At 68.4% G+C, this 20,902-nt stretch carries 17 protein-coding genes and 1 tRNA gene; 8 read left to right on the top strand and 10 right to left on the bottom strand.

Going from position 1 to position 20,902, the window contains the following annotated elements:
• Positions 1–35: 35 nt before the first annotated feature.
• Positions 36–109 (top strand) — tRNA-Pro (locus CRP45_RS27725).
• A gap of 163 nt (positions 110–272) precedes the next feature.
• On the opposite strand, the gene CRP45_RS27720 is transcribed toward CRP45_RS27725, so the two are convergent.
• Entirely contained in the window at positions 273–1,727 is a 1,455-nt protein-coding gene (locus CRP45_RS27720) for a flavin monoamine oxidase family protein (RefSeq protein ID WP_143861558.1), read from the bottom strand.
• Here CRP45_RS27720 and CRP45_RS27715 point away from each other — a divergent pair.
• The 5 genes from CRP45_RS27715 (at position 1,708) to CRP45_RS27695 (ending at position 10,289) form a co-directional block, all read left to right on the top strand.
• Positions 1,708–2,292, top strand: coding sequence for a TetR/AcrR family transcriptional regulator (locus CRP45_RS27715; RefSeq protein ID WP_245910507.1), 585 nt, complete (start codon positions 1,708–1,710; stop codon positions 2,290–2,292). The two genes, CRP45_RS27720 and CRP45_RS27715, sit on opposite strands and share 20 nt — an antisense overlap.
• 557 nt (positions 2,293–2,849) lie before the next feature.
• Positions 2,850–3,557 carry a GntR family transcriptional regulator gene (locus tag CRP45_RS27710; protein WP_067790236.1) on the top strand — a complete coding sequence of 236 codons (708 nt, stop codon included), beginning with the start codon at positions 2,850–2,852 and terminating at the stop codon, positions 3,555–3,557.
• 10 nt (positions 3,558–3,567) lie between these two features.
• Positions 3,568–7,170: an urea carboxylase gene (gene uca, locus CRP45_RS27705; RefSeq protein ID WP_245910504.1), complete on the top strand. Its 3,603-nt coding sequence runs from the start codon at positions 3,568–3,570 to the stop codon at positions 7,168–7,170.
• The gene (gene atzF, locus CRP45_RS27700) at positions 7,167–8,894 is read left to right on the top strand and encodes an allophanate hydrolase (protein ID WP_097247692.1); all 1,728 of its coding nucleotides are present in this window, start codon (positions 7,167–7,169) and stop codon (positions 8,892–8,894) included. The genes uca and atzF overlap by 4 nt, the downstream gene beginning before the upstream one ends.
• Positions 8,895–9,044: 150 nt before the next feature.
• On the top strand, positions 9,045–10,289 hold the full coding sequence (locus tag CRP45_RS27695) for an FAD-dependent monooxygenase (RefSeq protein WP_097247691.1): 1,245 nt from the start codon (positions 9,045–9,047) through the stop codon (positions 10,287–10,289).
• Between the two features lie 25 nt (positions 10,290–10,314).
• Here CRP45_RS27695 and CRP45_RS27690 read toward each other — a convergent pair whose 3' ends face one another.
• The 3 genes from CRP45_RS27690 to CRP45_RS27680 form a co-directional block, all read right to left on the bottom strand.
• Positions 10,315–10,983 (bottom strand): arsenate reductase ArsC, encoded by a 669-nt coding sequence (locus tag CRP45_RS27690; RefSeq protein ID WP_097247690.1) that lies wholly within the window; start codon positions 10,981–10,983, stop codon positions 10,315–10,317.
• A gap of 360 nt (positions 10,984–11,343) precedes the next feature.
• Positions 11,344–11,835, bottom strand: a complete 492-nt coding sequence (locus CRP45_RS27685) for a hypothetical protein (protein WP_097247689.1) — start codon at positions 11,833–11,835, stop codon at positions 11,344–11,346.
• Positions 11,836–12,465: 630 nt separating this feature from the next.
• Positions 12,466–14,016, bottom strand: coding sequence for an MFS transporter (locus tag CRP45_RS27680; RefSeq protein ID WP_097247688.1), 1,551 nt, complete (start codon positions 14,014–14,016; stop codon positions 12,466–12,468).
• A 154-nt stretch (positions 14,017–14,170) separates the two neighbouring features.
• On the opposite strand from CRP45_RS27680, the gene CRP45_RS27675 reads away from it, so the two are divergent.
• Entirely contained in the window at positions 14,171–14,908 is a 738-nt protein-coding gene (locus tag CRP45_RS27675) for a TetR/AcrR family transcriptional regulator (RefSeq protein ID WP_097247687.1), read from the top strand.
• 72 nt (positions 14,909–14,980) lie between these two features.
• On the opposite strand, the gene CRP45_RS27670 is transcribed toward CRP45_RS27675, so the two are convergent.
• The 6 genes from CRP45_RS27670 to CRP45_RS27645 all read right to left on the bottom strand — a co-directional run bounded on the left by CRP45_RS27670 (position 14,981) and on the right by CRP45_RS27645 (position 20,117).
• Positions 14,981–16,471 carry a catalase gene (locus tag CRP45_RS27670; protein ID WP_097247686.1) on the bottom strand — a complete coding sequence of 497 codons (1,491 nt, stop codon included), beginning with the start codon at positions 16,469–16,471 and terminating at the stop codon, positions 14,981–14,983.
• 70 nt (positions 16,472–16,541) lie between these two features.
• On the bottom strand, positions 16,542–16,991 hold the full coding sequence (locus tag CRP45_RS27665) for a Fur family transcriptional regulator (protein ID WP_097247685.1): 450 nt from the start codon (positions 16,989–16,991) through the stop codon (positions 16,542–16,544).
• 312 nt (positions 16,992–17,303) lie between these two features.
• Positions 17,304–18,536 carry an NAD(P)/FAD-dependent oxidoreductase gene (locus CRP45_RS27660; RefSeq protein WP_097247684.1) on the bottom strand — a complete coding sequence of 411 codons (1,233 nt, stop codon included), beginning with the start codon at positions 18,534–18,536 and terminating at the stop codon, positions 17,304–17,306.
• Entirely contained in the window at positions 18,533–18,718 is a 186-nt protein-coding gene (locus CRP45_RS27655; RefSeq protein ID WP_097247683.1) for a rubredoxin, read from the bottom strand. Before CRP45_RS27655 ends, CRP45_RS27660 begins: the two co-directional genes overlap by 4 nt.
• Positions 18,715–18,900: a rubredoxin gene (locus tag CRP45_RS27650; protein ID WP_097247682.1), complete on the bottom strand. Its 186-nt coding sequence runs from the start codon at positions 18,898–18,900 to the stop codon at positions 18,715–18,717. Before CRP45_RS27650 ends, CRP45_RS27655 begins: the two co-directional genes overlap by 4 nt.
• The gene (locus CRP45_RS27645) at positions 18,900–20,117 is read right to left on the bottom strand and encodes an alkane 1-monooxygenase (protein WP_097247681.1); all 1,218 of its coding nucleotides are present in this window, start codon (positions 20,115–20,117) and stop codon (positions 18,900–18,902) included. Before CRP45_RS27645 ends, CRP45_RS27650 begins: the two co-directional genes overlap by 1 nt.
• Positions 20,118–20,250: 133 nt before the next feature.
• Between CRP45_RS27645 and CRP45_RS27640 the strand changes: the two genes are divergently transcribed.
• Complete coding sequence (locus CRP45_RS27640; protein WP_245910503.1) at positions 20,251–20,868, top strand: TetR/AcrR family transcriptional regulator; 618 nt, start codon at positions 20,251–20,253, stop codon at positions 20,866–20,868.
• The last annotated feature ends 34 nt before the right edge of the window (positions 20,869–20,902 follow it).

The raw sequence follows: 20,902 nt of genomic DNA, 5'->3' as shown, positions 1-20,902 counted from the left end.
CCTTCCCTGTTGTAAGCTACTCCAGGTTCGCTTCACGGGGTGTGGCGCAGCTTGGTAGCGCGCTTCGTTCGGGACGAAGAGGTCGCAGGTTCAAATCCTGTCACCCCGACTCGTGTGGTTGAGACACGATAGAGGCCCTGACCAGTTCGCTGGTCAGGGCCTCTGTTTTGTCTGCCGACCGATACAGCTTCCCGGGTTTCGAGCCTTTCCGCAGGAGAGGTTGCTCTGTGGCGTCGTCGGGCGACGTCTGCGCCCCCAACGGGGACGACGAGTCAGATCACGGTCGTTCGGCTGCGCACCAATGCGGCGAGCACTTCACGCGCGGCACGCTCACCTGATTCGACCGCACCATCGATATATCCCGCCCAGCGGGTCGCGGTCTCGGTGCCCGCCCAGTGCAGCGGTCCGATCGGGGTGCGCAGCGCGGGGCCGAAGCGGGTGAGGGTGGACGGTGTCGCGAAAGCTCCGTAGCAGCCGCGGCTGTACTCCTCCTCGGCCCAGTCGCGTTCGCGGTACGCGATCGGGTCGGCCGCCGCGGGGCCGAAATAGCCGACGAGGTCTTTCAGTACCTGCGCTCGGCGCGCTTCGGGATCCAACCGGGACGCGGCGTCGGCGTGCTTGCCTTCGAAGAAGCCGACGAGCACGCCGGGCGCGCCGTCCGGCGGGGTGTTGTCGAAGACCGTGCCGACCGGCCGCGTATCACTGTTGGCCTGGCCGCTGAAACCCTGCGCCCGCCAGAACGGTTCGCGATACGCGACATTGAACTTGATGACCCGCCCCATCGGCATGCGCTGGACCAGCTGATCACGCCCACCGGGCAGCCCGGGCAGGTACCGGATCCGCGCGGCGAGCGGCGGCGGCACCGCGATCACCGCCCGTCGCGCCCGCACAACCGTGCGACCGGCCGAGATCCGCAACTCGTCGTCGCTCCAGATCAGATCCGCCACCGGGGCGTCGAGGACGACCCGCTCGCCGAGTTCCGCGGCCAGCTCGAGCGCGATCCGCTGACTGCCGCCGACCACGCGGTCCTGCTGCGCGCCGCCATCGGTATTGATCAGCGCGTCGAGCCCGCCCGCCGCTCCGACGTAGAACGCGGCCCACAGCGCGGACATATCTTCCGGCTCGGCGGAGAACACCGCCTCGGTGACCAACCGCAGGAAGGCGCGTCCCGTCGGCGTGTAAGCGTGCCTGTTCACCCAGGTCGCGAAGGTCTGGCCGTCCAGCTTGTCGGCCTGCTCGGCGAGCCACGGGTCGCGTTCGGCGACCGCGCGCGCCACCCGGTCCAGCCGCAGCTGCGCCTGTCCGATGTCGGCCAGCGCGAGCGGGTTCAGCTTGGGAATCCGGCCGCTGAAGACCGAACGCTTGCCGCCGAACTCGCCGATGTTCTGTCCGGCGACATGGGTCGGGAACGTGGACAGCCCGAGTTCGGCGATCAAGCCGAGCACCCGATCCTGACCCGGACCGACCCACTGCCCGCCCATCTCGATCGGGATGCCGTCGAGCAGGTCTTCGTTGAGCAGCCGTCCGCCGACTCGGTCCCGCGCCTCCAGGACCAGCACCTCCTTTCCGGCCCGGACCAGCTCGCGAGCGGCAACCAGCCCCGCCACGCCCGCGCCGACGACTACGACGTCCGCCGATTGCACCATCTCGACCTGCTTCCATACACGGTGTATCCGAGATTCAATGTGTATGTGATATCCCTGACGTATGGAGCCTGTCAAGACCATGCGGGACAAGTACGCCGAGAACACACGCCAGACGTTGCTCGACACCGGGCGGCGGCTGTTCGCCGAGCGCGACTACGCCAAGCTCTCGGCCGAAGAGCTGGTACGGACCGCCGGGCTCACCCGAGGCGCGCTCTACCATCACTTCGACGGCAAACGCGGACTCTTCGAGGCGGTCTTCGACGAACTGGAAAGCCAAGCGGCGCAACGAATTCGCGAGGCGACCGCGGCGGGCTCGGATCCGCTCGACCAAGCCGAGCGCGGCGTCGGGGCGTTTCTGGACGTCTGCGCCGACCCCGACTACCGCAAGATCGTCCTGATGGACGGCCCCATCGCCCTCGGCTGGCAGCGCTGGCGCGAGCTCGATCGGCAGCACCTCGGCGGCCTGGTGCTCGACGCCGTCCGAACCCTCCTGGCCGACCAGCTGATCAAGCCCTACCCCGCCGAACTGCTCGCCAGCGCCCTCTACGGCGCCCTCACCGAACTCTCCCTCACCCTCACCGAGGTAGACGACGGCCGCCCCCGAGCCACCGAACTCATGCGCGACCTGATCGAAGGCCTGCGATGACGCGGTGATCGCGCGAGATCGCTTTCGAGACAGGGGCTACAGCGAGGCGGTATAGTTCGTGGCGTCACTTCGGTGATGCCGAGAGGGTGGAGCGCCGCTTCCGACGACGCCCCACCCGGGTGGGTTACCTAGCCCGCACTCGGCGGACCAGAGAGAGCGCCCCGGCGGTCACGACAGCCGCTATGCACAGGATGCCGTAATCGACCGGGGCCTTGCTCTTCTTCCGGCGATGCTTCGCCATTCCCCCACCACCTCCTTTCTGGGCGCGGTGTCTGGACCAGAGTCCACCGCCCCTCGACGGGAGGTGTGCACACCTTATGCGATGTGCTCGGTCAAATGTCCTGTCGCGCAGCATGTCCGGCGGAATGTCCGGATTCGTCGGCGCGTCGCATTGGCGCGTCGCGAGCCGCTCGAGCTCCGAGCGGCGCTGCGGATGGATGTGCCGCGGCGAACTTCGTTTCGGCCGCACTGATCCGGAGTGGGCGGTGAGGAGACGCTTACCGCTTGATAACTTGCGGACACATGGTGGAAACGCGAGGTCCATAGCGTATACACGCATGTCGACAAGGGTGGCCACGACGGCTGATGCGGCGGGACGGCCGTTGCGGGACGTGGTTTATGCGGCGTTGCGCGACGAGCTGATGAACGGTGACATCAAGTTCGGGGAGCGGCTCACCGAGCCGAAACTGTCCGCGCGCTTCGGTATTTCGCGTACTCCGATTCGTGAAGCGCTCACCGTGCTCTGCTCGGACGGCCTGTTGCGCAGGGAGGAGTACGGCTTCAGCCCGGTGCGGCCGAGCATTCCGCTCATTCGCGATCTGTACGAGTTGCGAATCACGTTGGAGCTCGGCGGTATTCAACGCGCCATCAGCAATCCGGCGGTGCGCCACGATCACGCCTTGCTGGAGGCGGAGCGGGCGAGCTGGCTCGAACTCCAGGCCGATCCGCCGGAGCAGGAACCGGGTTTCGTGGTGCGCGACGAGGAATTCCACGTCACGCTGCTCACCGCGGCGGGCAACGCCGAATTGGTGCGCGCGCTGCAATCGGTGAACTCCCGCATTCGGCACGTGCGCATGTACGACTTCATGGTCAACAACCGGATCGAGACCACGATCACCGAGCATCTCGCGATCCTCGACGCGGTGCTGGCCGACGACCTGCCGCTGGCGTATCGCCTGCTGCACACCCACATCGGGGAATCACTGGACGTCGTCCTGGAGCGGGTCACCCGCGCCATCGCGGCGATGTCGATGGCAACTGAATAAGGAGTACACGGTGGAGTTCGACACTGTGCTCGTCGCGAATCGCGGCGAGATCGCGGGCCGGGTACTGCGCACCGCGAAGATGCTCGGCCTGAAGACCGTCGCCGTCTACTCCGACGCCGACGCCGCCGCGCCGCACGTGGCGGCCGCCGACGCCGCGGTCCGGCTCGGCCCGGCCCAGGCGGCCGAGTCGTATCTGCGCGCCGACCTGGTGATCGAGGCGGCGCAGGCGACCGGCGCTGGCGCGATCCATCCCGGCTACGGATTCCTCTCGGAGAACGCGGATTTCGCCGCCGCGGTAGCCGACGCCGGTATCGCGTTCGTCGGCCCGACGCCGGAGCAGCTGCGGATCTTCGGCGACAAGCACACCGCGCGCGAGGCCGCGAAACGTGTCGGCGTGCCGTTGATTCCAGGCAGCGGCCTGCTGGAGTCGGCCGATCACGCGGTCGCTGAGGCGGAGCTGATCGGGTTTCCGGTGATGCTCAAGGCCGTCGGTGGCGGTGGCGGTATCGGCATGCAGAGCTGTTTCACCGCGGACGAACTCCGCGCGGCCTACCTGCGGGTCCAGCGACTCGCCGCGACGAACTTCGCCTCGACGGGTGTCTTCCTCGAGCGTTTCGTGGCACGCGCGCGGCACGTCGAGGTGCAGCTTTTCGGCGACGGGCACGGCAGGGTGGTCAGCCTCGGCACCAGGGACTGCTCACTACAGCGCCGCAATCAGAAGGTGATCGAGGAAGCGCCCGCGCCTGGCATCAACCCAAAGCTGGCCGACCAATTGCTTTCCGCCTCACGAGAATTGGCCAAGTCGGTCGACTACCGCTCGGCGGGCACGGTCGAGTTCGTCTACGACGCCGAACGCGGCGCTGCTTCGTTCTTGGAGATGAACACCCGGCTCCAGGTCGAACACCCTGTCACCGAGGCGATCACGGGCGTGGACCTGGTCGAATGGATGCTGCGGCTGGCGGGCGGCGACGCCACGATGCTGGACGCACTGCCGGAAACCGGTCCCGCCCAATCGGGTTGGGCCGTCGAGGCCCGCGTCTACGCCGAGGACCCCGGTCAGGACTACCGGCCGAGCGCCGGACTGATCACGGCCGCCGAATTCCCCATCGGCGCGCGCGTCGACACCTGGGTGGGCACCGGCACCGAGGTGAGCCCGTACTACGACCCGTTGCTGGCCAAGGTGATCACCGCGGGCCCCACCCGCGACGCTGCCTTCACCGGTTTGGCCGACGCCCTCGCCGAGACCCGGATCCACGGCGTCCAGACGAACCTCGCCCAATTGCACGCCGCGGCTACGGATCCGCGGGTCCTGACGACTTCTCACGTCACGAGCACGCTCGCCGACATCCGCCCCACCGCACCACGCATCGACGTGCTGCGCGGCGGCACCATGACCACCATCCAGGATCGTCCCGGCCGAATCGGCTTGTGGGAGGTCGGAATCCCGCCATCCGGCCCGATGGACGACCTCTCCTTCACCCTGGCCAACGCCGCCGTCGGCAACCCGGAGGGCGTCCCAGCCCTGGAGTGCACGCTGAACGGTCCGAGGCTGCGCTTCGCCGCCACCACCGTGGTCTGCGTGACCGGCGCGGACGCACCGATCACCGTCGACGACGAGCCCGCGCCGATGTGGGAACCGATCACGATCCCCGCCGGTTCGGTGCTGGACATCGGCGCACCGCACGACGCGGGCCTGCGCACCTATCTCGCCGTGCGCGGCGGCATCGACGCCCCGCTCTACCACGGCAGCGCGTCCACGTTCACCCTCGGCGGGTTCGGTGGCACCACGGGCAAAGCCGTTGCGGCGGGCGATGTTCTGCACATCGTCGCCGACCGCGCGGGCTTGACCGAGCCTGCTCCGGCGCCAACGCGGCCGGAGTTCACCCACGAGTGGCAGCTGGCCGTCGGCATCGGCCCGCAGACCGCCCCCGCCTACTTCACCGACGCGGACATGGAGCAGTTCGCGGCGCACCCGTGGCGGGTCGGCAGCCACGCCAACCGCACCGGCATCCGGCTCGAGGGCCCGAAGCCGACCTGGTCGCGGGCCGACGGCGGCGACGCGGGTCTGCACCCGTCGAACCTGCACGACAACCCCTACAGCGTCGGCGCGCTCAACGTCTCGGGCGACACCCCCATCCTGCTCGGCCCGGACGGACCGAGCCTCGGCGGTTTCGCCTGCCCGATCACCGTGATCTCGGCGCACCGGTGGAAGCTCGGCCAGCTCCGGCCCGGCGACACCGTACGGTTCGTGCCCGTGGACGACGCCGAGGCCACCGCGCTGCGCCGTTCCGACAACCGCCGCGCGCAAGCGACGGTTTCGGCCACCAGCGACGCTCTGGGCGATCGCGGCGTCCTCGGCACGGCTCCCGGGGACGAAGACCGACCTCGGGTGGCGTACCTGCGCGGCGGCGACGACAACATCCTCGTCGAATACGGCGAGATGGTGCTGGACCTGGGTCTGCGCATGCGGGTGCACGCGCTCACCGAGGCGTTGTTCGCGGCCGGTCTGCCCGGCATCGTGGACGTGACGCCCGGTGTCCGTTCGCTGCACATCCACTTCGATCCGGAGGTGCTCGCCCAGCACCGTTTGCTCGGCACGCTGGTCGAGCTGGAAGCGGAACTGCCCGCCACCCACGATCTCGTGGTGCCGAGCCGCACCATCCGGCTGCCGCTCTCCTTCGACGACCCCTCCATCGCCGAAGCGATCGACCGCTATCGCAGCGGCGTCCGCGACACCGCGCCGTGGCTGCCGTCGAACGTCGAATTCATCAGGCGCATCAACGGACTCGACAGCGTCGAGCAAGTGCGCGACACCGTGTTCGACGCCGAGTACTTAGTGCTCGGCCTCGGCGACGTGTATCTCGGTGCGCCGCTGGCGGTTCCGCTCGATCCGCGACACCGCCTGGTGACCACCAAGTACAACCCGGCCCGCACCTGGACCCCCTCGGACGCGGTCGGCATCGGCGGCAAGTACCTGTGCGTGTACGGCATGGCATCCCCCGGCGGCTACCAGCTGATCGGCCGAACCGTGCCGATCTGGTCGAGTTATCGGCAGTCCGCGCCCTTCGAGCCGGGTACCCCGTGGCTGTTCCGGTTCTTCGACCGCATCGTCTGGGAACCGGTGAGCCCCGAGGAACTGCTCGAGCATCGCACGGCGGCGGCCGCGGGCCGGTTCGACGCCGAGGTGAGCGAAGGGACGTTCGCGCTGGCCGATCATCTGCGCCTGCTCGCCGAGAACGCCGCATCCATCGCGGAATTCGAGACGAAGCAGACGGCGGCGTTCGAGGCGGAGAAGCGGGCGTGGCACGCGGCGGGCGAATTCGAGCGCACGGCAACCGAACCGGAGCGGCTCGAATCCGTCGCGGACCCGTTGGCCGGGCTGCCCGCCGACGCGACCGTCGTGACGGCGCCGATGATCGGCAATGTGTGGCGTGTCGAGGTCGAGGAGGGGCAGCGGCTCGAGGTGGGCGCGCCGGTCGCCATCCTGGAGGCCATGAAGCTGGAGCTGCCCGTGCACAGCCCTGGCGCGGGCACGGTGCTCAGGGTGTTGACCGCGCCGGGCGCCAAGGTGGCCCCCGGTACCCCGCTGGCAGTGATCGGAGTGGACGAATGACCGCAGGCGTCGTCGGTATCCAGCAGGATTCGCCCACCGCGCGGGTCGCGGCCGCGTACCGGCGCATCGCCGAGGTGGACCGCCCCGAGGTGTGGATCACGCTGCGCCCCGAGCACGAGACCGCCGCCGACGCCGCCGAGGTGGAGCGGCGGCTGGCGGCGGGTGAGACGCTGCCGCTGGCCGGGCAGCTGGTCGCGGTCAAGGACAACATCGACGTGGCGGGACTGCCCACCACCGCCGCCTGTCCCGAATTCGCCTACACCGCAACGGTTACCGCGACGTCGGTGGCGCGGCTGCAAGCCGCGGGCGCCATCGTGCTCGGCAAGACGAACCTGGACCAGTTCGCCACCGGCCTGGTCGGCACCCGGAGCCCGTACGGCGCGGTGCGGCATGCCGAGCATCCCGAGCTGATCTCCGGCGGCTCGTCCTCGGGTTCGGCGGTCGCGGTCGCGCTCGGCCTCGCCGACATCGGCGTCGGCACCGACACGGCCGGGTCGGGCCGGGTGCCCGCCGCGCTGCACGGCATCGTCGGCATCAAGGCGACCCTGGGGATCATTCCGGCGCACGGCGTCGTCCCGGCCTGCGCCGACTACGACGCCGTCACCGTGTTCGCCACCGACCTCGATCGGGCGGTCGCCGCGGCGGCCGTGATGGCCGGTCCCGAGGCGGACGATCCGCGCAGTCGCGACTGGCCCGCCGATGTCCGGCTCGCCGCGCCGCAGTCCCCGCGCGTCGCGGTGCCGCGGGCCGCGGATCTCGCCGCACTGAGCGACGAATACCGCGACGCCTTCGCGAGAACCGTTGCCGCCGTGGCCGATTCCGGTATCGAGACGGTCGAGCTGGATATCTCGCCGCTGCTCGAGGCGGCGCTGCTGCTCTACGACGGCGCGATCGTCGCGGAACGCTATGCGGCGGTGGGGCGGTTCCTGGCGACCGGTCCTGCGGGTGCGGATCCCACGGTGGCGGCCATCATCGGCGCGGCCGAGTCCACCACCGGCCCTGGCTTCGCCGCCGACCTCGACACGCTGACCCGCACCCGCGCGAGAACCGCGCTGCTGCTGCGGGACTGCGACGCGCTGCTGCTGCCGACCACCACCGAACACCCGAGTATCGCCGCGGTGCAGGCGGATCCGATCGGCATCAACCGCCGCATGGGCACCTACACGAACTTCTGCAACCTGCTGGACATGTCGGCGGTCGCCGTTCCCGGTCAACCGACCGCGGCGGGCACTCCCTTCGGCGTGATGGTGGTGACGCCGACCTTCGGCGATCAGGTCGCGATCGACATCGCCGCCCGCATCGGCGGACTCGCGCACGCGCCGCTGCTGGTCGAGGACGGGGTGCAGCTCGCCGTGTTCGGCGCGCACCTGCGCGGCCAGCCGCTGCACTGGCAGCTCGAGCGGATCGGCGCCCGGTTCGCCGGTGAGATCTCCACCACCGACGCCTATCGGCTGACCGCCCTCGACACCGTTCCCGCCAAGCCGGGACTGGTCAGGCACGGCGCTGGCCTCGGCGCGCCGATCCTCGGCGAGTTGTTCACCGTCTCGCGCGCCGGGCTCGGCGGCTTCCTGGCGGAACTGCCCCCGCCCATGGCGTTGACCAGCATCGAACTCGCCGACGGGCGGTCCGTGGTCGGTTTCGCCTGCACCTACGACGCGGCCCTGACCGCCACCGACATCACCGAGTTCGGCGGCTGGAAGGCGTATCTGAACGCCGCGAACTGATCACCCGCGCTCCTCCGATGGCCCGGCAGCCCACCCGCTGCCGGGCCATCGGCGTTCGGCGTGTCCACGGATTTAGACATTTGTACTAGACAAACGTGCAACTCCTCTGTTAGACATTTGTCTAAGACATTCGAACCAGGAGCAGCCGACATGAGCATCACCCCCACCACCAACTCCCTCCGCGTGCTGATCAGCGGCGGCGGTATCGGCGGCAATGCCGTTGCGCTGCAACTGCTCCGCGCAGGTATCCGCGCCACCGTCGTCGAGCGGGCGGCCGCGCCGCGCCCCGGCGGGCAGGCGGTGGACCTGCGCGGACCCAGTCGAGAGGTCGCCGAGCGAATGGGACTGATGCCGGGCATCCAGGCCCGACAGCTCGACGAACGCGGCATGCTCTACCTCGACGACGCGGGCCGCGAGGAATTGCGCTTGCCCGCAGAGCTTTTCGACGGCAAGGGCGGCGTCGCCGAAATCGAGATCACCAGGGGCGATCTGAACCAGGTCCTGCTCGACGCGCTCGCGGCGGCGGGTGGTGTCGACTACCGCTACGGCGAGTGGGTCACCGAGATAGATCAGGACACCGAGGGTGTCGAGGTCATCTTCGCCTCGGGCGCCGTCGAGCGCTTCGACATCGTGATCGGCGCCGACGGATTGCATTCCGCGACGCGGCGATTGGTGTTCGGGCCGGACGAGGCCTTCGCCACCTACCTGGGCGGATACATGTCGTTCTTCACCATGCCGACGCCGAAAGGCACCGAACCGCATTGGTTCTCGATGCATTCACTGGTCGGCGCGACCGGCATCGGACTGCGCCCCGATGCCGACCCGTCGACGTGCAAGGCGATCGTCATGCTGCGCGGCGACGCCGATCCGACGCTGCGCCGCGATGTCGCGGCGCAACAGCGACTCATCAGTGAGCGGCTCGCGGGCGGCGGCTGGCATTCGGCCGCCATCACGGCGGCGATGACCGAGGCCGAGGACTTCTACTTCGACGAACTGGCCCGGATCGACATGCCGAGCTGGATCCGCGGCCGCGTCGCCCTGCTCGGCGACGCCGGATACTGCGGTTCGCCGCTGACCGGGCAGGGCACCGCCATGGCGCTGGTCGGCGCCTACGTGCTTGCCGGTGAGATCGCCTCGCGCGCAGACGATCCGGAACGTGCACTTGTTCGCTACGAGGAGGTGCTTCGGCCCTTCGTCGCCAAGGCCCAGGAGCTGCCGCCCGGTGGTCTGCGTGCGATGACCCCGAAGACCCGGCTCGGCATCCGCGCGGGGCGCGCGGTGTCGCGATTGATGACCGCCAAGGTGATGAAGCCGCTGATGATGCGGATGCTCACCGCGACCGAGTCCTACGAACTCCCCGCATATCCGACACAGCCGGACGCAGTCCGTCCGTAGCCCGCGCATGGCCGGAGCGAAGCGTCTAGCGAACCGGCACACCGAGTTCCGCGAGCAGACCTTCGACCCGCCGACCCACGTCGTCCCGGATGGGTCGCACGTCCTCGAGTTCCAATCCGGCCGGGTCCTCGATGATCCACTCCAGGTAGCGCGGGCCCGGCACCAGCGGGCAGGTGTCCCCACAACCCATCGTGACGATCACGTCGGCGGCGCGAACGATCTCCTCGGTCCACGGTTTCGGATACTCGCCCGAGATAGCGATGCCGATCTCGGCCATCGCGTCGACGGCGGCCGGATTGAGCCGCGAACTCGGCTCCGAGCCGCCCGACCACGCCACCGCGCGGCCCCGAGCGAGATGGGTGAAGAAGCCGAGGGCGATCTGGGAACGGCCCGCGTTGTGCGTGCACAAGAACAGAACGGTCGGACGCGGTTGCGCCACTTTGCCTTCCAGCTTCGCCTTGGCGTCCAGCTGCTGGCGGGCGAACTTCTCCGCAAGGGTCGGCAGATACAGCGTCACCGTGGCGCGCGCGAGGAACTCCTCGTACGACGAAAATAGGTAGGCGACAACGGTTTCGGGTGTGAACATGGTGGCGAACTCGTCGAGCAGCCGCTTTTCGGCGGCATTCAACTGTGTCTCGTGATCGAGGGCCAGCAGGCGATAGGCAGGCCCTGTCGGTGTGACCGAGCGTTCCATCCATCCAGCGTGACAGCCGCGCGTTCGACGCCGCAAACGAACTTACCGTGAACGCGATCCACCGAGGTGACAACGATGGGGCGGGCCGGTTACCCCTCGTGAACCGGCCCGCCCATACCTTCGGGTGGGACTCCTGGCCTGCGACCGGACGGTTACCTTCGGCAGGGGGCGATCCTCCTTCGCCCACCAGCTCCAGGAAGAGCCGTCGATGGCGCCGCCGGAGGAGATCCGGCCGGGTCGGTCACCCCTCGTGGACCGACCCGGCCGGGCTATCCCCGGGGCCCGACCTGTCACCCCTCGTGGACAGGTCGAGCCCGGTTCCCCACCCCCGGTGGTGGCTTGTTCCCCCCTTCCCCCTGGTTACTGGCAGTACTCGAACGTGCCGAGTTCGGTACGGCCGTCCTTGATCAGGTATCCGGTGGCGGCGAGATCGGCACTGGCGACCGGGTTCTCCCCGTCCGGCGCCAGCCACTCGACCTGCTGCACGACCTGGTAGGCGTTCGGGTCGTTGCGCAGCACCTTTACCTCGGTGTCGTCCATCTCGGCGGGCTTGGTGTCGGTGGCCTTGCCCTTCTCCCACTCCCCCGCGCTGGCCAGCGTGTGCTGGGCAGCGTCGTAGACGAGGGTGCGGTACCGGATCTGCTGGTGCTCGCCGGGGCGGTAGCCGGGCTGCGCGTAGACGATCGGGGCGGCGATCTCGATCTCGATCCGGTCGTCCTTGTGGGTGCAGGTCGCCTGACCGGTGAGCGCGACGCCGGGGACTCCGATGTCGGCCGAGGCGGCGCCCGCGCCGAACACGAGCGCGGCGGTGGTGGTGGAGAGAGCGAGGGCGGTGCTCAGCTTGCCGATCATCGTCTGTGCGTCCTTCGTGAGGTCCGGTGTTCCGGTCGAACCGGTGTTGACACAAACAATGCGGCCCGCGTCTTGCCGCGCCCTTAAGAACACCTTGTATGGGCGAAGTGCCTGGTAGATCCGGATTTGCTAACACTTCCCCGCCGCGCGAGCGATGATGGAATCGTTGCGATCGATGATTGGAGCGACGATGGAAACCGTGGTGGTCTGGATCCTTGCCGCAGTGCTGTACTGGTGGGGTCTGCTGTAGTGAAGCAACCTGGCCGGGCACCGGCCAGGTCCATCCGTCGGACTCGATCCGCCGCCCGTCGGCGATCGGAGCGCCCCCCTTCGGGCGCACTGCGCGCTGCCCGGAAAAACACCGTCCGTGTGCATCGCATTCGCCACCGGCGTGCGTGCTCACGGCTCCGAATACAGGCGTTCGCAAGGCTGGCGCGGTAGGCCGTCGGCCGACCGCACCGTGACCGCATGTCCTGGACGAGCTCCTGGTCGACGCGACAACCGTTGTGGCAGAACGCGAAAGGTGCGCACCGTACGGGTGCGCACCATTCTCCGCGATCCTTCGGACGCTCGGCTTCTGTTGGCGGTTCGGCGGTAGCTCAGCTTCCCTTTTCGCGGATCGACTGTTGCTCAGCGTGATTCGGCGAGCACCTCGGTGGACTCGTCCGATTCCAGGACCGGCGCGTCCGGGTCTTTGCGTTCGCGCAGGAGCACCAGGGAGAGGGCGGCGGCGCAGAGGACCGAGGAGGCGGCGACGATGAAGGTGGTCGACATGCCGGAGGTGAAGGCGTCGCGGGCGGCGGCGGCCAGGCCGGTGTCGCCGGTGGCGGTGCTGATGGCGAGTGCGTCGGAGATGGACTCGCGGCCGGATTCGGGTGCTTCGGCGGGCATTGCGTCGGAGTAGGTGCTCGACAGCACCGCCCCGAGCACCGCGACGCCGAGGGCGGCGCCCGCCTGCTGGATGGTGTCGTTGAGAGCGGAGCCGACGCCCGCGTGCTCGCCGGGGACCGCGCCCATCAGCGCGCCGATCGTCGCGGGCATCGCGAGACCGAAGCCGCTACCCATGACGGCCATCGCGAGTGCGGGCAGCCAGAAGCTCGAGGTCGGCTCCAGCAGGGTGAGCAGTCCGAAGCCGACGGCGGTCACGGTCAGGCCGACCGCGGTGATGCTGCGGTTGCCGACCTTGCTCGCCAGGGTTGCGCCGAGTCCGTTGAAGGCCAGCACGGCCACGGCCATCGGGGTGAACGCGAAGGCGGTCTCGGTCGGCGTGTACTCCAGCACGAACTGCAGGTACTGGGTGAGCGCGAGCAGCAGGCCGCCGTTGGCGAAGGTGAGCAGCACCAGCGAGAAGCTCGATCCGGTGAAGACGCGGTTGCGGAACAGCCCAAGCGGCACCATCGGCGAATCGGTGGTCAGTTCGCGAATCACGAAGCCCGCCAAGCAGATCACGGCGATAGCGCCCGCGGTCATGGTGCCGCTGTCGGTGAGGCCGTGCGTGGGAACCATGATGATCGTCCAGACCAGCGCGGTCATGCCGACGACGGACAGCACCATGCCAGGCAGATCCGGCTTGCGCCACGGGCCCTTCGACTCCGGCATCAGCACGATCGCGGCCACGATCGCCAGCACCACGATCGGCAAGTTGAGCACGAACACCGAACCCCACCAGAAGTGATCGAGCAGCAGCCCGCCGGTCACCGGTCCGCCGACCATGCCGACCACCGCGACCGCGCTCCACGCCGCGATCGCCTTGGGCCGCTCGTCCTCGTCGAAGACGGTGATCAGGATCGACAGGGTGCTCGGCATGATGAGCGCGCCGCCGATGCCCATCACCACCCGGCCCGCGATCAGCAGTTCGGGCGTCGTCGCGAAGGCCGCCAGGACCGAGGCGGCGCCGAACAGCGCGAGGCCGACGATCATCACCAGCCTGCGGCCGAACTTGTCGGACAGGCTGCCCGAGGTGAGCAGCAGCCCGGCGAACACCAGGATGTAGGAGTCGATGATCCACTGGATGTCCTGGGCGCTCGCGCCGAGGTCGGTGGCGATCTGCGGGATGGCCACGTTCAACACCATGTTGTCGATGACCAGCACCAGTGTGCTCAGGCACAGCACGATCAGGATCAGCCAGCGCCGCGGGTCGCGGCTTGTCGCGGTCGCCTCCGCGAGGTCGGTCGTTTTCATCGGGAGCCCTTTCGAGTAGCCGTACCGTACGGCGTGCGTTCTGACGAACACTGTACGGTCACCGAACACTGTTCGCAATAGCGAACGTCGTGTGATCGAGCGAACGCCGTGCGAGCACGCGCTACGCTGACCGAAGGACCGAGGAGGAACGCAGATGGATGCCGACGACGGCGAGATCCAATCCGTATGGACGCGGCCGCAGCGGCGCAAGCGCGATCAGCCCGCGCTGACCCGCGCGCAGATCGTCGCCGCGGCGATCGAGCTGCTGGCCAGCGAGGGCACCGAAGCGCTGAGCATGCGCAAGCTCGGCGCGAAACTGAACGCGGGGGCGACCTCGCTCTATACGCACGTCGCCAACAAGGACGAGATCATCGAGCTGGCCGCCGATCAGGTGATCGGCGAGCTGACCGTCCCCGATTCCGCGCACCCCGGCGGCTGGCGTGCCGCCATGCGGGAGTACGCGACGGAGCTGCGCGGGCTGATCCTGCGCAACCCGTGGCTAGCCGCGGTGTTCGGCGAGATCGGCACCCTGTACCTGGGGCCGAACATGATGCGCTCCTGCGAGGGCGTTCTCGCGGTGCTCGAATCCGCCGGATTCGATGAGGAGCGCGCAGACAACGCGATGAACGTGCTGTTCGGCTACGTCGTGGGAATCACCTCGGCGGAAGCGGCCTCGCTCGCGGTGATCCGGCGCAGCGGGCTCGATGCCGCGGACTGGCTCGACAAGATGCTGGCGGCGGGCGAGGCCGCGTCCCGGAACTACCCCCGGCTGCACAAGCGCTACACGTCCAAGGCGGACTCCGCGGACGTGCGGATGCCGGCAGACACCTTCGCTCAGCAGGTCGAGATCATTCTCGACGGCTTGGATCCCGCGCTCCGCGGCTGCGGCTGATCGCGAGAACCACTGCGGGAGAACGCAAAAGGCGCGCACCTTTGCGGTGCGCGCCCTTGTGTGCACGAAACGTCAGCCCTGCGCGGGCGGCGGGGTGGAACCGTTGCCGTTCAGCCCGGCACGCACGCCCTCCTCGACGCGCTTGCCGAGATCCGCGTCCACGTTCTTCCAGTACTCGAAGACCCGCGACAACACCGGTTCCCGGACACCGCCGAGGACGTGCCCGACGATGTTGTCCACCAACCGATCACGCTGCTCGTCGTCGTACACCTCGCGAACGAGGGTGCCCGCCTGGGTGAAATCGCCGTCCTCCGCGTGCTGGACGTACCCGGCGCGCACCATGGTCGGATCGAAGTCCCAGATGCCGCTGTCGCCCGCGCGTTCCGGGTCGGCGTGCGGGCCGCCGAACGAATTCGGCGCGTACACCGGCACACTCGCGTCGTTGTAGTCGTAGCGCATGGCGCCCTCCTTGGAGTAGGAGTTCACCTCCGCCGCCCGCGCCCGGTTCGGCGGCAGCTGTGCGTAATTGGTCCCGATGCGGTAGCGGTGCGCGTCGGCGTAGGCGAACACGCGGCCGAGCAGCATCTTGTCCGGCGAGAAGCCGATGCCGGGAACGACATTCGACGGCTCGAACGCGGCCTGCTCGATGTCGACGAAGTAGTTGCCCGGGTTCCGGTTCAGCGTCCACTTGCCGACCTCGATCAGCGGGTAGTCCTTGTGCGACCACACCTTGGTCAGGTCGAACGGGTTGAAGCGGTAGCCCTCGGCCTCGGCCACCGGCATGACCTGCACGTACAGCGTCCAGCTCGGGAAGTCGCCGCGCTCGATCGCCTCCCACAGGTCCTTGCGGTGGTAATCGGCGTCCGCGCCCGCGATACGGTCGGCCTCGGCCTGGGTGAGGTTTTCGATGCCCTGGTCGGTCTTGAAGTGGTACTTCACCCAGAAGCGCTCACCGGCGGCGTTGATCCACTGGTAGGTGTGCGAACCGTAGCCGTTCATGTGCCGGTAGGTCTTCGGGATGCCGCGATCGCCCATCAGCCAGGTCACCTGGTGCGCGGTCTCGGGGCGCAGGGTCCAGAAGTCCCACTGCATGTTGTGATCGCGAAGTCCGTTGCCCGGCAAGCGCTTCTGCGAGCGGATGAAGTCCGGGAACTTGATCGGGTCCTTGATGAAGAAGATCGGGGTGTTGTTGCCGACGAGGTCGTAGTTGCCGTCCTCGGTGTAGAACTTCACCGCGAAACCGCGCGGGTCGCGCCAGGTGTCTGGACTGCCCTGCTCACCCGCGACGGTGGAGAACCGGACCAGCGACTCGGTGCGCGCGCCGGGCTGGAACAGCTTGGCCTTGGTGTACTCGCTGACGTCGTTGGTGACGACCAGCTCGCCGTAGGCGCCCGCGCCCTTGGCGTGCACGATCCGCTCCGGCACCCGTTCCCTGTTGAACTGGGCGAGCTTCTCGATCAGGTAGTGGTCGTGCAGCAGGATCGGTCCCTGCGCGCCCGCGCTGAGCGATTCGTTGTCGCTCTCGACCGGGATTCCGGTGTTGGTGGTTGTCGGCTTGGTCATTCGAAGCCTCCTTCGCAGATGGGCGTCGACCGGGGACGGGCAGAGCCCCGGCTGTCTCGGTGGGCGGAGTTCAGTCCGTCCCGTCGGGCTGCCGCTCCCGTGAGCCGCAGGTCGGGCACAGGCCCCAGAACACGATCTCGGCCTCGTCGACCACGAAACCGTGATCGTTCGACGGTTGCAGGCACGGGGCACTTCCGACGGCGCAATCGATGTCGACGACCGTGCCGCAGCTCCGGCACACCAGGTGATGGTGGTTGTCGCCGATCCGGGTCTCGTACCGCGCGGGCGAGCCCGCCGGTTCGATGCGCCGCAGGATGCCGGCGCGCACGCAGGCGTTGAGCACGTCGTAGACGGCCTGCGTCGACACCGCACCCAAGGTCTTCCGGACCGTGGCGGCCACCCGATCGGCGTCCGAATGCGGTACGGCCGCGACCGCGTCCAGCACCGCGACCCGCGGGGCTGTTACCCGCAGGCCTGCCGCTCGCAGCAAGGCGCGAGGGTCGGCGTGGTTGGTGTGCATGAACCCATGATGCAGACTTTTCTGGAATGAGTCAAGAAAACTATCGACTCCAATAAATCCTGCCAGCCCGAGGACACGCCCCGACCGAAGGCGTCCCCCACACCGTCAGACCGACTGAACGTCACCTTCAATCGAAATAGGCCCGCAGGGGGTGGATCGCTAGAAGGTGGCCGCCAGTCGGAGGGGGCCGCTGGTGGTCACCTTCAGTCGGAATAGGCGCGCGCGGGGGTGGAGCGAAAGAAGGTGGCCGCCAGTCGGACGGGGTCACTGGTGGTCACCTTCGGTCGGAATAGGCGCGCGCGGGTGGATGGCTCAGCGCTCGGTGAGGGGGCGGTGGTGGGTGGCGAGGGTGGTCAGGTCTACGGATTCGTCGGAGCATTTGACCGGGTCGAGGATCACTCCTTGGGCGATCAGCTCGCGGGCGGCGCGGATGTCCGAGGGGCGGGCGATGGCGACCGCGCCGACCAGGCGGCGGTGGCGAAGGGCGAGGACGGTGAAGTTGGGCTCGGCGAGCGTGCCGCGCAGCACGAAGTCGTCGTCGTGTCGCAGGCGTCCGGCGAACTGGAGGTTCAGACCGTACTGGGTTGACCAGCCCCACGAGACATCTTGGCGGACAGCGGGTTTGCCGAGCATCGACTTCGCGGCGGCCGCGCCCTGCGCCAGCGCGCTGTTCCAGTGTTCGGTGCGCTCATGGGTACCGAACTCGGGATCGAAGCGCTTGGCCGCGTCACCCGCGGCGTAGATCTCCGGCGCGGAGGTGCGGTAGTGCTCGTCGACGAGGATGCCGTCGTCGACCGACAGCCCCGCCGCCTCGGCGAGAGCCGTGTCGGGGACCGAGCCGATGGCGACGAGCGCCACGCCCGCCGTCCACTCGCGACCGTCGTGCGCGGTCGCCGTCACGCCGTCCTCGTGACCCTCGACGCGGGTCAGCCGCACGTCGTCCACGATCTCGACGCCGTTGTCGGCGTGCAGCTTTCGATAGAACGAGCCCACCGAGGGTGGTGCGACGCGATCGAGCGGTGCCGAACCGGCGTGCACCACGCTCACCTCGGCGCCCAGCGAACGCGCCGTCGCCGCGACCTCGCAGCCGATCAGACCGCCGCCGACGATCAACAGCGATTTGCCCGCGTCGATCGCCGCGCGCAGCGGTTCGATGTCAGCGGCGCCGCGCAGGGTGTGCACATTGCGCTGCGGTGCGGGCAGGGTGCGGGCGCGGGCGCCGGTCGCCAGCAGCAAGCGGTCGTAGCCGAGCGCTTCGCCACCGGCCAGCCGCACGAGTCCACGCTCGGTGTCGATGTCTTCGACCGTGACGCCGGTGCACAGCTCGATGCCCTTGTCGCGCCAGGATTCCGGCGACTCGAGCAGCGCCCTGCGCTCGACCGCGGTGCCCGCGAGCAGTTCCTTCGAGACCATGGGACGCCGGTACGGCAAGGCGTCCTCGGCGCCGATCAGGACGATGCGGCCCGAAAACCCTTCGGCGCGCAGAGTCTTCGCCGCCGTCGCTCCGGCGACGCCCGCGCCGACGATCACGATCTTTTCGGTCATGCGCGACTGACCTCCACCATCTCGAAATCGGCCTTGGCCGCACCGCAGTCGGGGCAGGACCAGTCGTCGGGAATGTCGTCCCAGCGGGTGCCCGGCTCGATGCCGTCTTCGGGCCAGCCGAGCGCTTCGTCGTATTCGAAGCCGCACTGGACGCACTGGAAGAGTTTGTAATCGGTGTTCATCGCATGTCTCCTGTTGTGAGGGAAGCGTTTTCGAAGTCGAGCTTTTCGCGGACGCCGCAGTCGGGGCAGCACCAGTCCTCGGGCACCGCGGACCACGGCGTGCCCGGCGGGAAGCCCTCGCGTGGCGCGCCCGCGCTCTCGTCGTAGGTGTAGTCGCAGATCGGGCAGCGGTAGACGGCCATCACCGCACCCCGTACTTCGCCAGCACGCTCTCGCGCTTGCTCGGCTGGATATTCACCCGGGTGATGTCGCCGCCGTAGTGCGCGAGCACCCGGTCGTCCATCACCTTGCGCCACAGCGGCGGCAGGTAGGCCAGGGTGATCATGCTGGCGTAGCCGCTCGGCAGGTTCGGGGCGCCGTCCATGCTGCGCAGGGTCTGGTACCGCCGAGTCGGGTTGGCGTGATGGTCGCTGTGGCGCTGCAGGTGGTACAGGAAGATGTTGGTGACGATGTGGTCGGAGTTCCAGCTGTGCTCCGGCGTGCAGCGCTCATAGCGACCGCCCGCGGTCCGCTGCCGCAGCAGGCCGTAGTGCTCCAGGTAGTTCACGGTCTCCAGCAGGGAGAAGCCGTAGACGGCCTGAATGATCAGGAACGGCAACACGAACGGGCCGAACACCGCGACCAGCGCGCCCCACAGCACCGCCGACATCAACCAGGCGTTGAGCACATCGTTGTGGATCGTCCACGGGCTCTTGCCCATTCGCGCCAAACGAGTCTTCTCCAACTCCCACGACGAGCGCAGGCTGCCCCACACGCTGCGCGGCAGGAAGGCCCAGAACGTCTCGCCGAACCGGGCGCTCGCCGGGTCCTCGGGGGTCGCGACGCGCACGTGGTGGCCGCGGTTGTGCTCGATGTAGAAGTGGCCGTAGAAGGTCTGGGCCAGGGTGATCTTGGACAGCCAGCGCTCCAGCTCGTCCTTCTTGTGGCCCAGTTCGTGCGCGGTGTTGATGCCGACGCCGCCCATCGTGCCGATGCTCAACGCGAGGCCGATCTTGGAGATCAGACCGAGTCCGCCGTCGATGCCGAGCCAGGACAGGTCCGTCGCCGTCCACAGGTAGCAGGCGAAAACCAGGCTCAGCAGTTGCAGCGGGATGTAGGCGTAGGTGCAGTACCGGTAGTACTTGTCGTTCTCCAGCTGCTCCATCACCTCCTCGGGCGGGTTCTGTCCATCGGGGCCGAAGAAGCGGTCCAGCAGCGGCAGCAACACGTAGACCAGCAGCGGGCCGATCCACCACCACACCGGCGCGATTTGCTGCAACCCGAACTGGTTGAACATCCAGACCAACCACGCCGCGAGGAAAACGGCCGTTGGCGCCACCAGGCCGAACAGCCACAGGTACCGCTTGCGGTCCGTCCATTGCAGCGCAGGCGTCGGCGCTTCCGATCGCGATGTCGTCATTCTTCGTCTCCTCGAACGATCTTGTGTGACGTGGCGCACTTTACAAAAGATGCCGCTGTGTCCAATTGAAATACACTTCGCCGCGAAGTGTCAATGAATCGGACAAAATAGGGTGCTGTGTACGATGGGTGCCGTGCCCGAAGCGCCGAGATTTCACTCCCAGATGCGGTTACTGCTGCGCGAACGGGTCATCGAGACCGCGCGCGAGCTGGTCTGCACCGAGGGGTGGGGCGCGGTGAACATGTCGCGGGTGGCCAAGGAGGTCGGCGTCAGCCGCCCGGTGCTCTACAAGGAGATCGGCACCAAGCAGGAGCTCGCCGACCTGGTCATCCGGGCGGAGCTCGAGAGCTTCCTGATCGGCATCGCGGGCAGCCTCGCCGAGCACCCGGAGGACGTGATCGCGGGACTGAACGCCGCGGTCGACTTCACGCTGCGCACCGGGTCCGACAACGAATTGCTCAAGGCCGTGCTGTCCGGGCGCTCGCCCGCCAACGTGGAACTGCTGCCCACGCTGATGACCGACCCCGAGCCGGTACTCGGCCGGGCGCTCGACGCGGTCGGCGCGGCGGTGCGGGCGCGGTACGGGCTCACCTACCTGTCCGACGACGAGCTCGCCGCGCGCACGGAAATCGTCATCCGGCTCACCCTCAGCCACCTCTTCCAGCCGCTCGGCCCGGTCGAGCGTGCGGTCGCGCAGGTCGCCGCGACACTTCGGGCGCTGTTCGCGACCGTCGGGGCTTCGGCTCCCTGACGCCGCGCGAACCGGCGGGTCGAGGCGTTGAGTT

The sequence above is a fragment of the Nocardia amikacinitolerans genome (assembly GCF_900215415.1).
GTDB classification, from domain to species: Bacteria; Actinomycetota; Actinomycetes; order Mycobacteriales; family Mycobacteriaceae; genus Nocardia; species Nocardia amikacinitolerans.
The sequence above is the reverse complement of the archived record's forward strand: the minus strand, read 5'-3'. Positions and strand labels throughout refer to the sequence as shown.

What these genes read in the sequence shown, in the direction of transcription:
- CRP45_RS27715 (WP_245910507.1), top strand. Translation starts at nt 1,708, where the DNA reads ATGGAGCCTGTCAAGACCATGCGGGACAAGTACGCCGAGAACACACGC.
- CRP45_RS27720 (WP_143861558.1), bottom strand. Translation starts at nt 1,727, where the DNA reads ATGGTCTTGACAGGCTCCATACGTCAGGGATATCACATACACATTGAA.
- CRP45_RS27710 (WP_067790236.1), top strand. Translation starts at nt 2,850, where the DNA reads ATGTCGACAAGGGTGGCCACGACGGCTGATGCGGCGGGACGGCCGTTG.
- atzF (WP_097247692.1), top strand. Translation starts at nt 7,167, where the DNA reads ATGACCGCAGGCGTCGTCGGTATCCAGCAGGATTCGCCCACCGCGCGG.
- CRP45_RS27695 (WP_097247691.1), top strand. Translation starts at nt 9,045, where the DNA reads ATGAGCATCACCCCCACCACCAACTCCCTCCGCGTGCTGATCAGCGGC.
- CRP45_RS27690 (WP_097247690.1), bottom strand. Translation starts at nt 10,983, where the DNA reads ATGGAACGCTCGGTCACACCGACAGGGCCTGCCTATCGCCTGCTGGCC.
- CRP45_RS27685 (WP_097247689.1), bottom strand. Translation starts at nt 11,835, where the DNA reads ATGATCGGCAAGCTGAGCACCGCCCTCGCTCTCTCCACCACCACCGCC.
- CRP45_RS27680 (WP_097247688.1), bottom strand. Translation starts at nt 14,016, where the DNA reads ATGAAAACGACCGACCTCGCGGAGGCGACCGCGACAAGCCGCGACCCG.
- CRP45_RS27675 (WP_097247687.1), top strand. Translation starts at nt 14,171, where the DNA reads ATGGATGCCGACGACGGCGAGATCCAATCCGTATGGACGCGGCCGCAG.
- CRP45_RS27670 (WP_097247686.1), bottom strand. Translation starts at nt 16,471, where the DNA reads ATGACCAAGCCGACAACCACCAACACCGGAATCCCGGTCGAGAGCGAC.
- CRP45_RS27665 (WP_097247685.1), bottom strand. Translation starts at nt 16,991, where the DNA reads ATGCACACCAACCACGCCGACCCTCGCGCCTTGCTGCGAGCGGCAGGC.
- CRP45_RS27660 (WP_097247684.1), bottom strand. Translation starts at nt 18,536, where the DNA reads ATGACCGAAAAGATCGTGATCGTCGGCGCGGGCGTCGCCGGAGCGACG.
- CRP45_RS27655 (WP_097247683.1), bottom strand. Translation starts at nt 18,718, where the DNA reads ATGAACACCGATTACAAACTCTTCCAGTGCGTCCAGTGCGGCTTCGAA.
- CRP45_RS27650 (WP_097247682.1), bottom strand. Translation starts at nt 18,900, where the DNA reads ATGGCCGTCTACCGCTGCCCGATCTGCGACTACACCTACGACGAGAGC.
- CRP45_RS27645 (WP_097247681.1), bottom strand. Translation starts at nt 20,117, where the DNA reads ATGACGACATCGCGATCGGAAGCGCCGACGCCTGCGCTGCAATGGACG.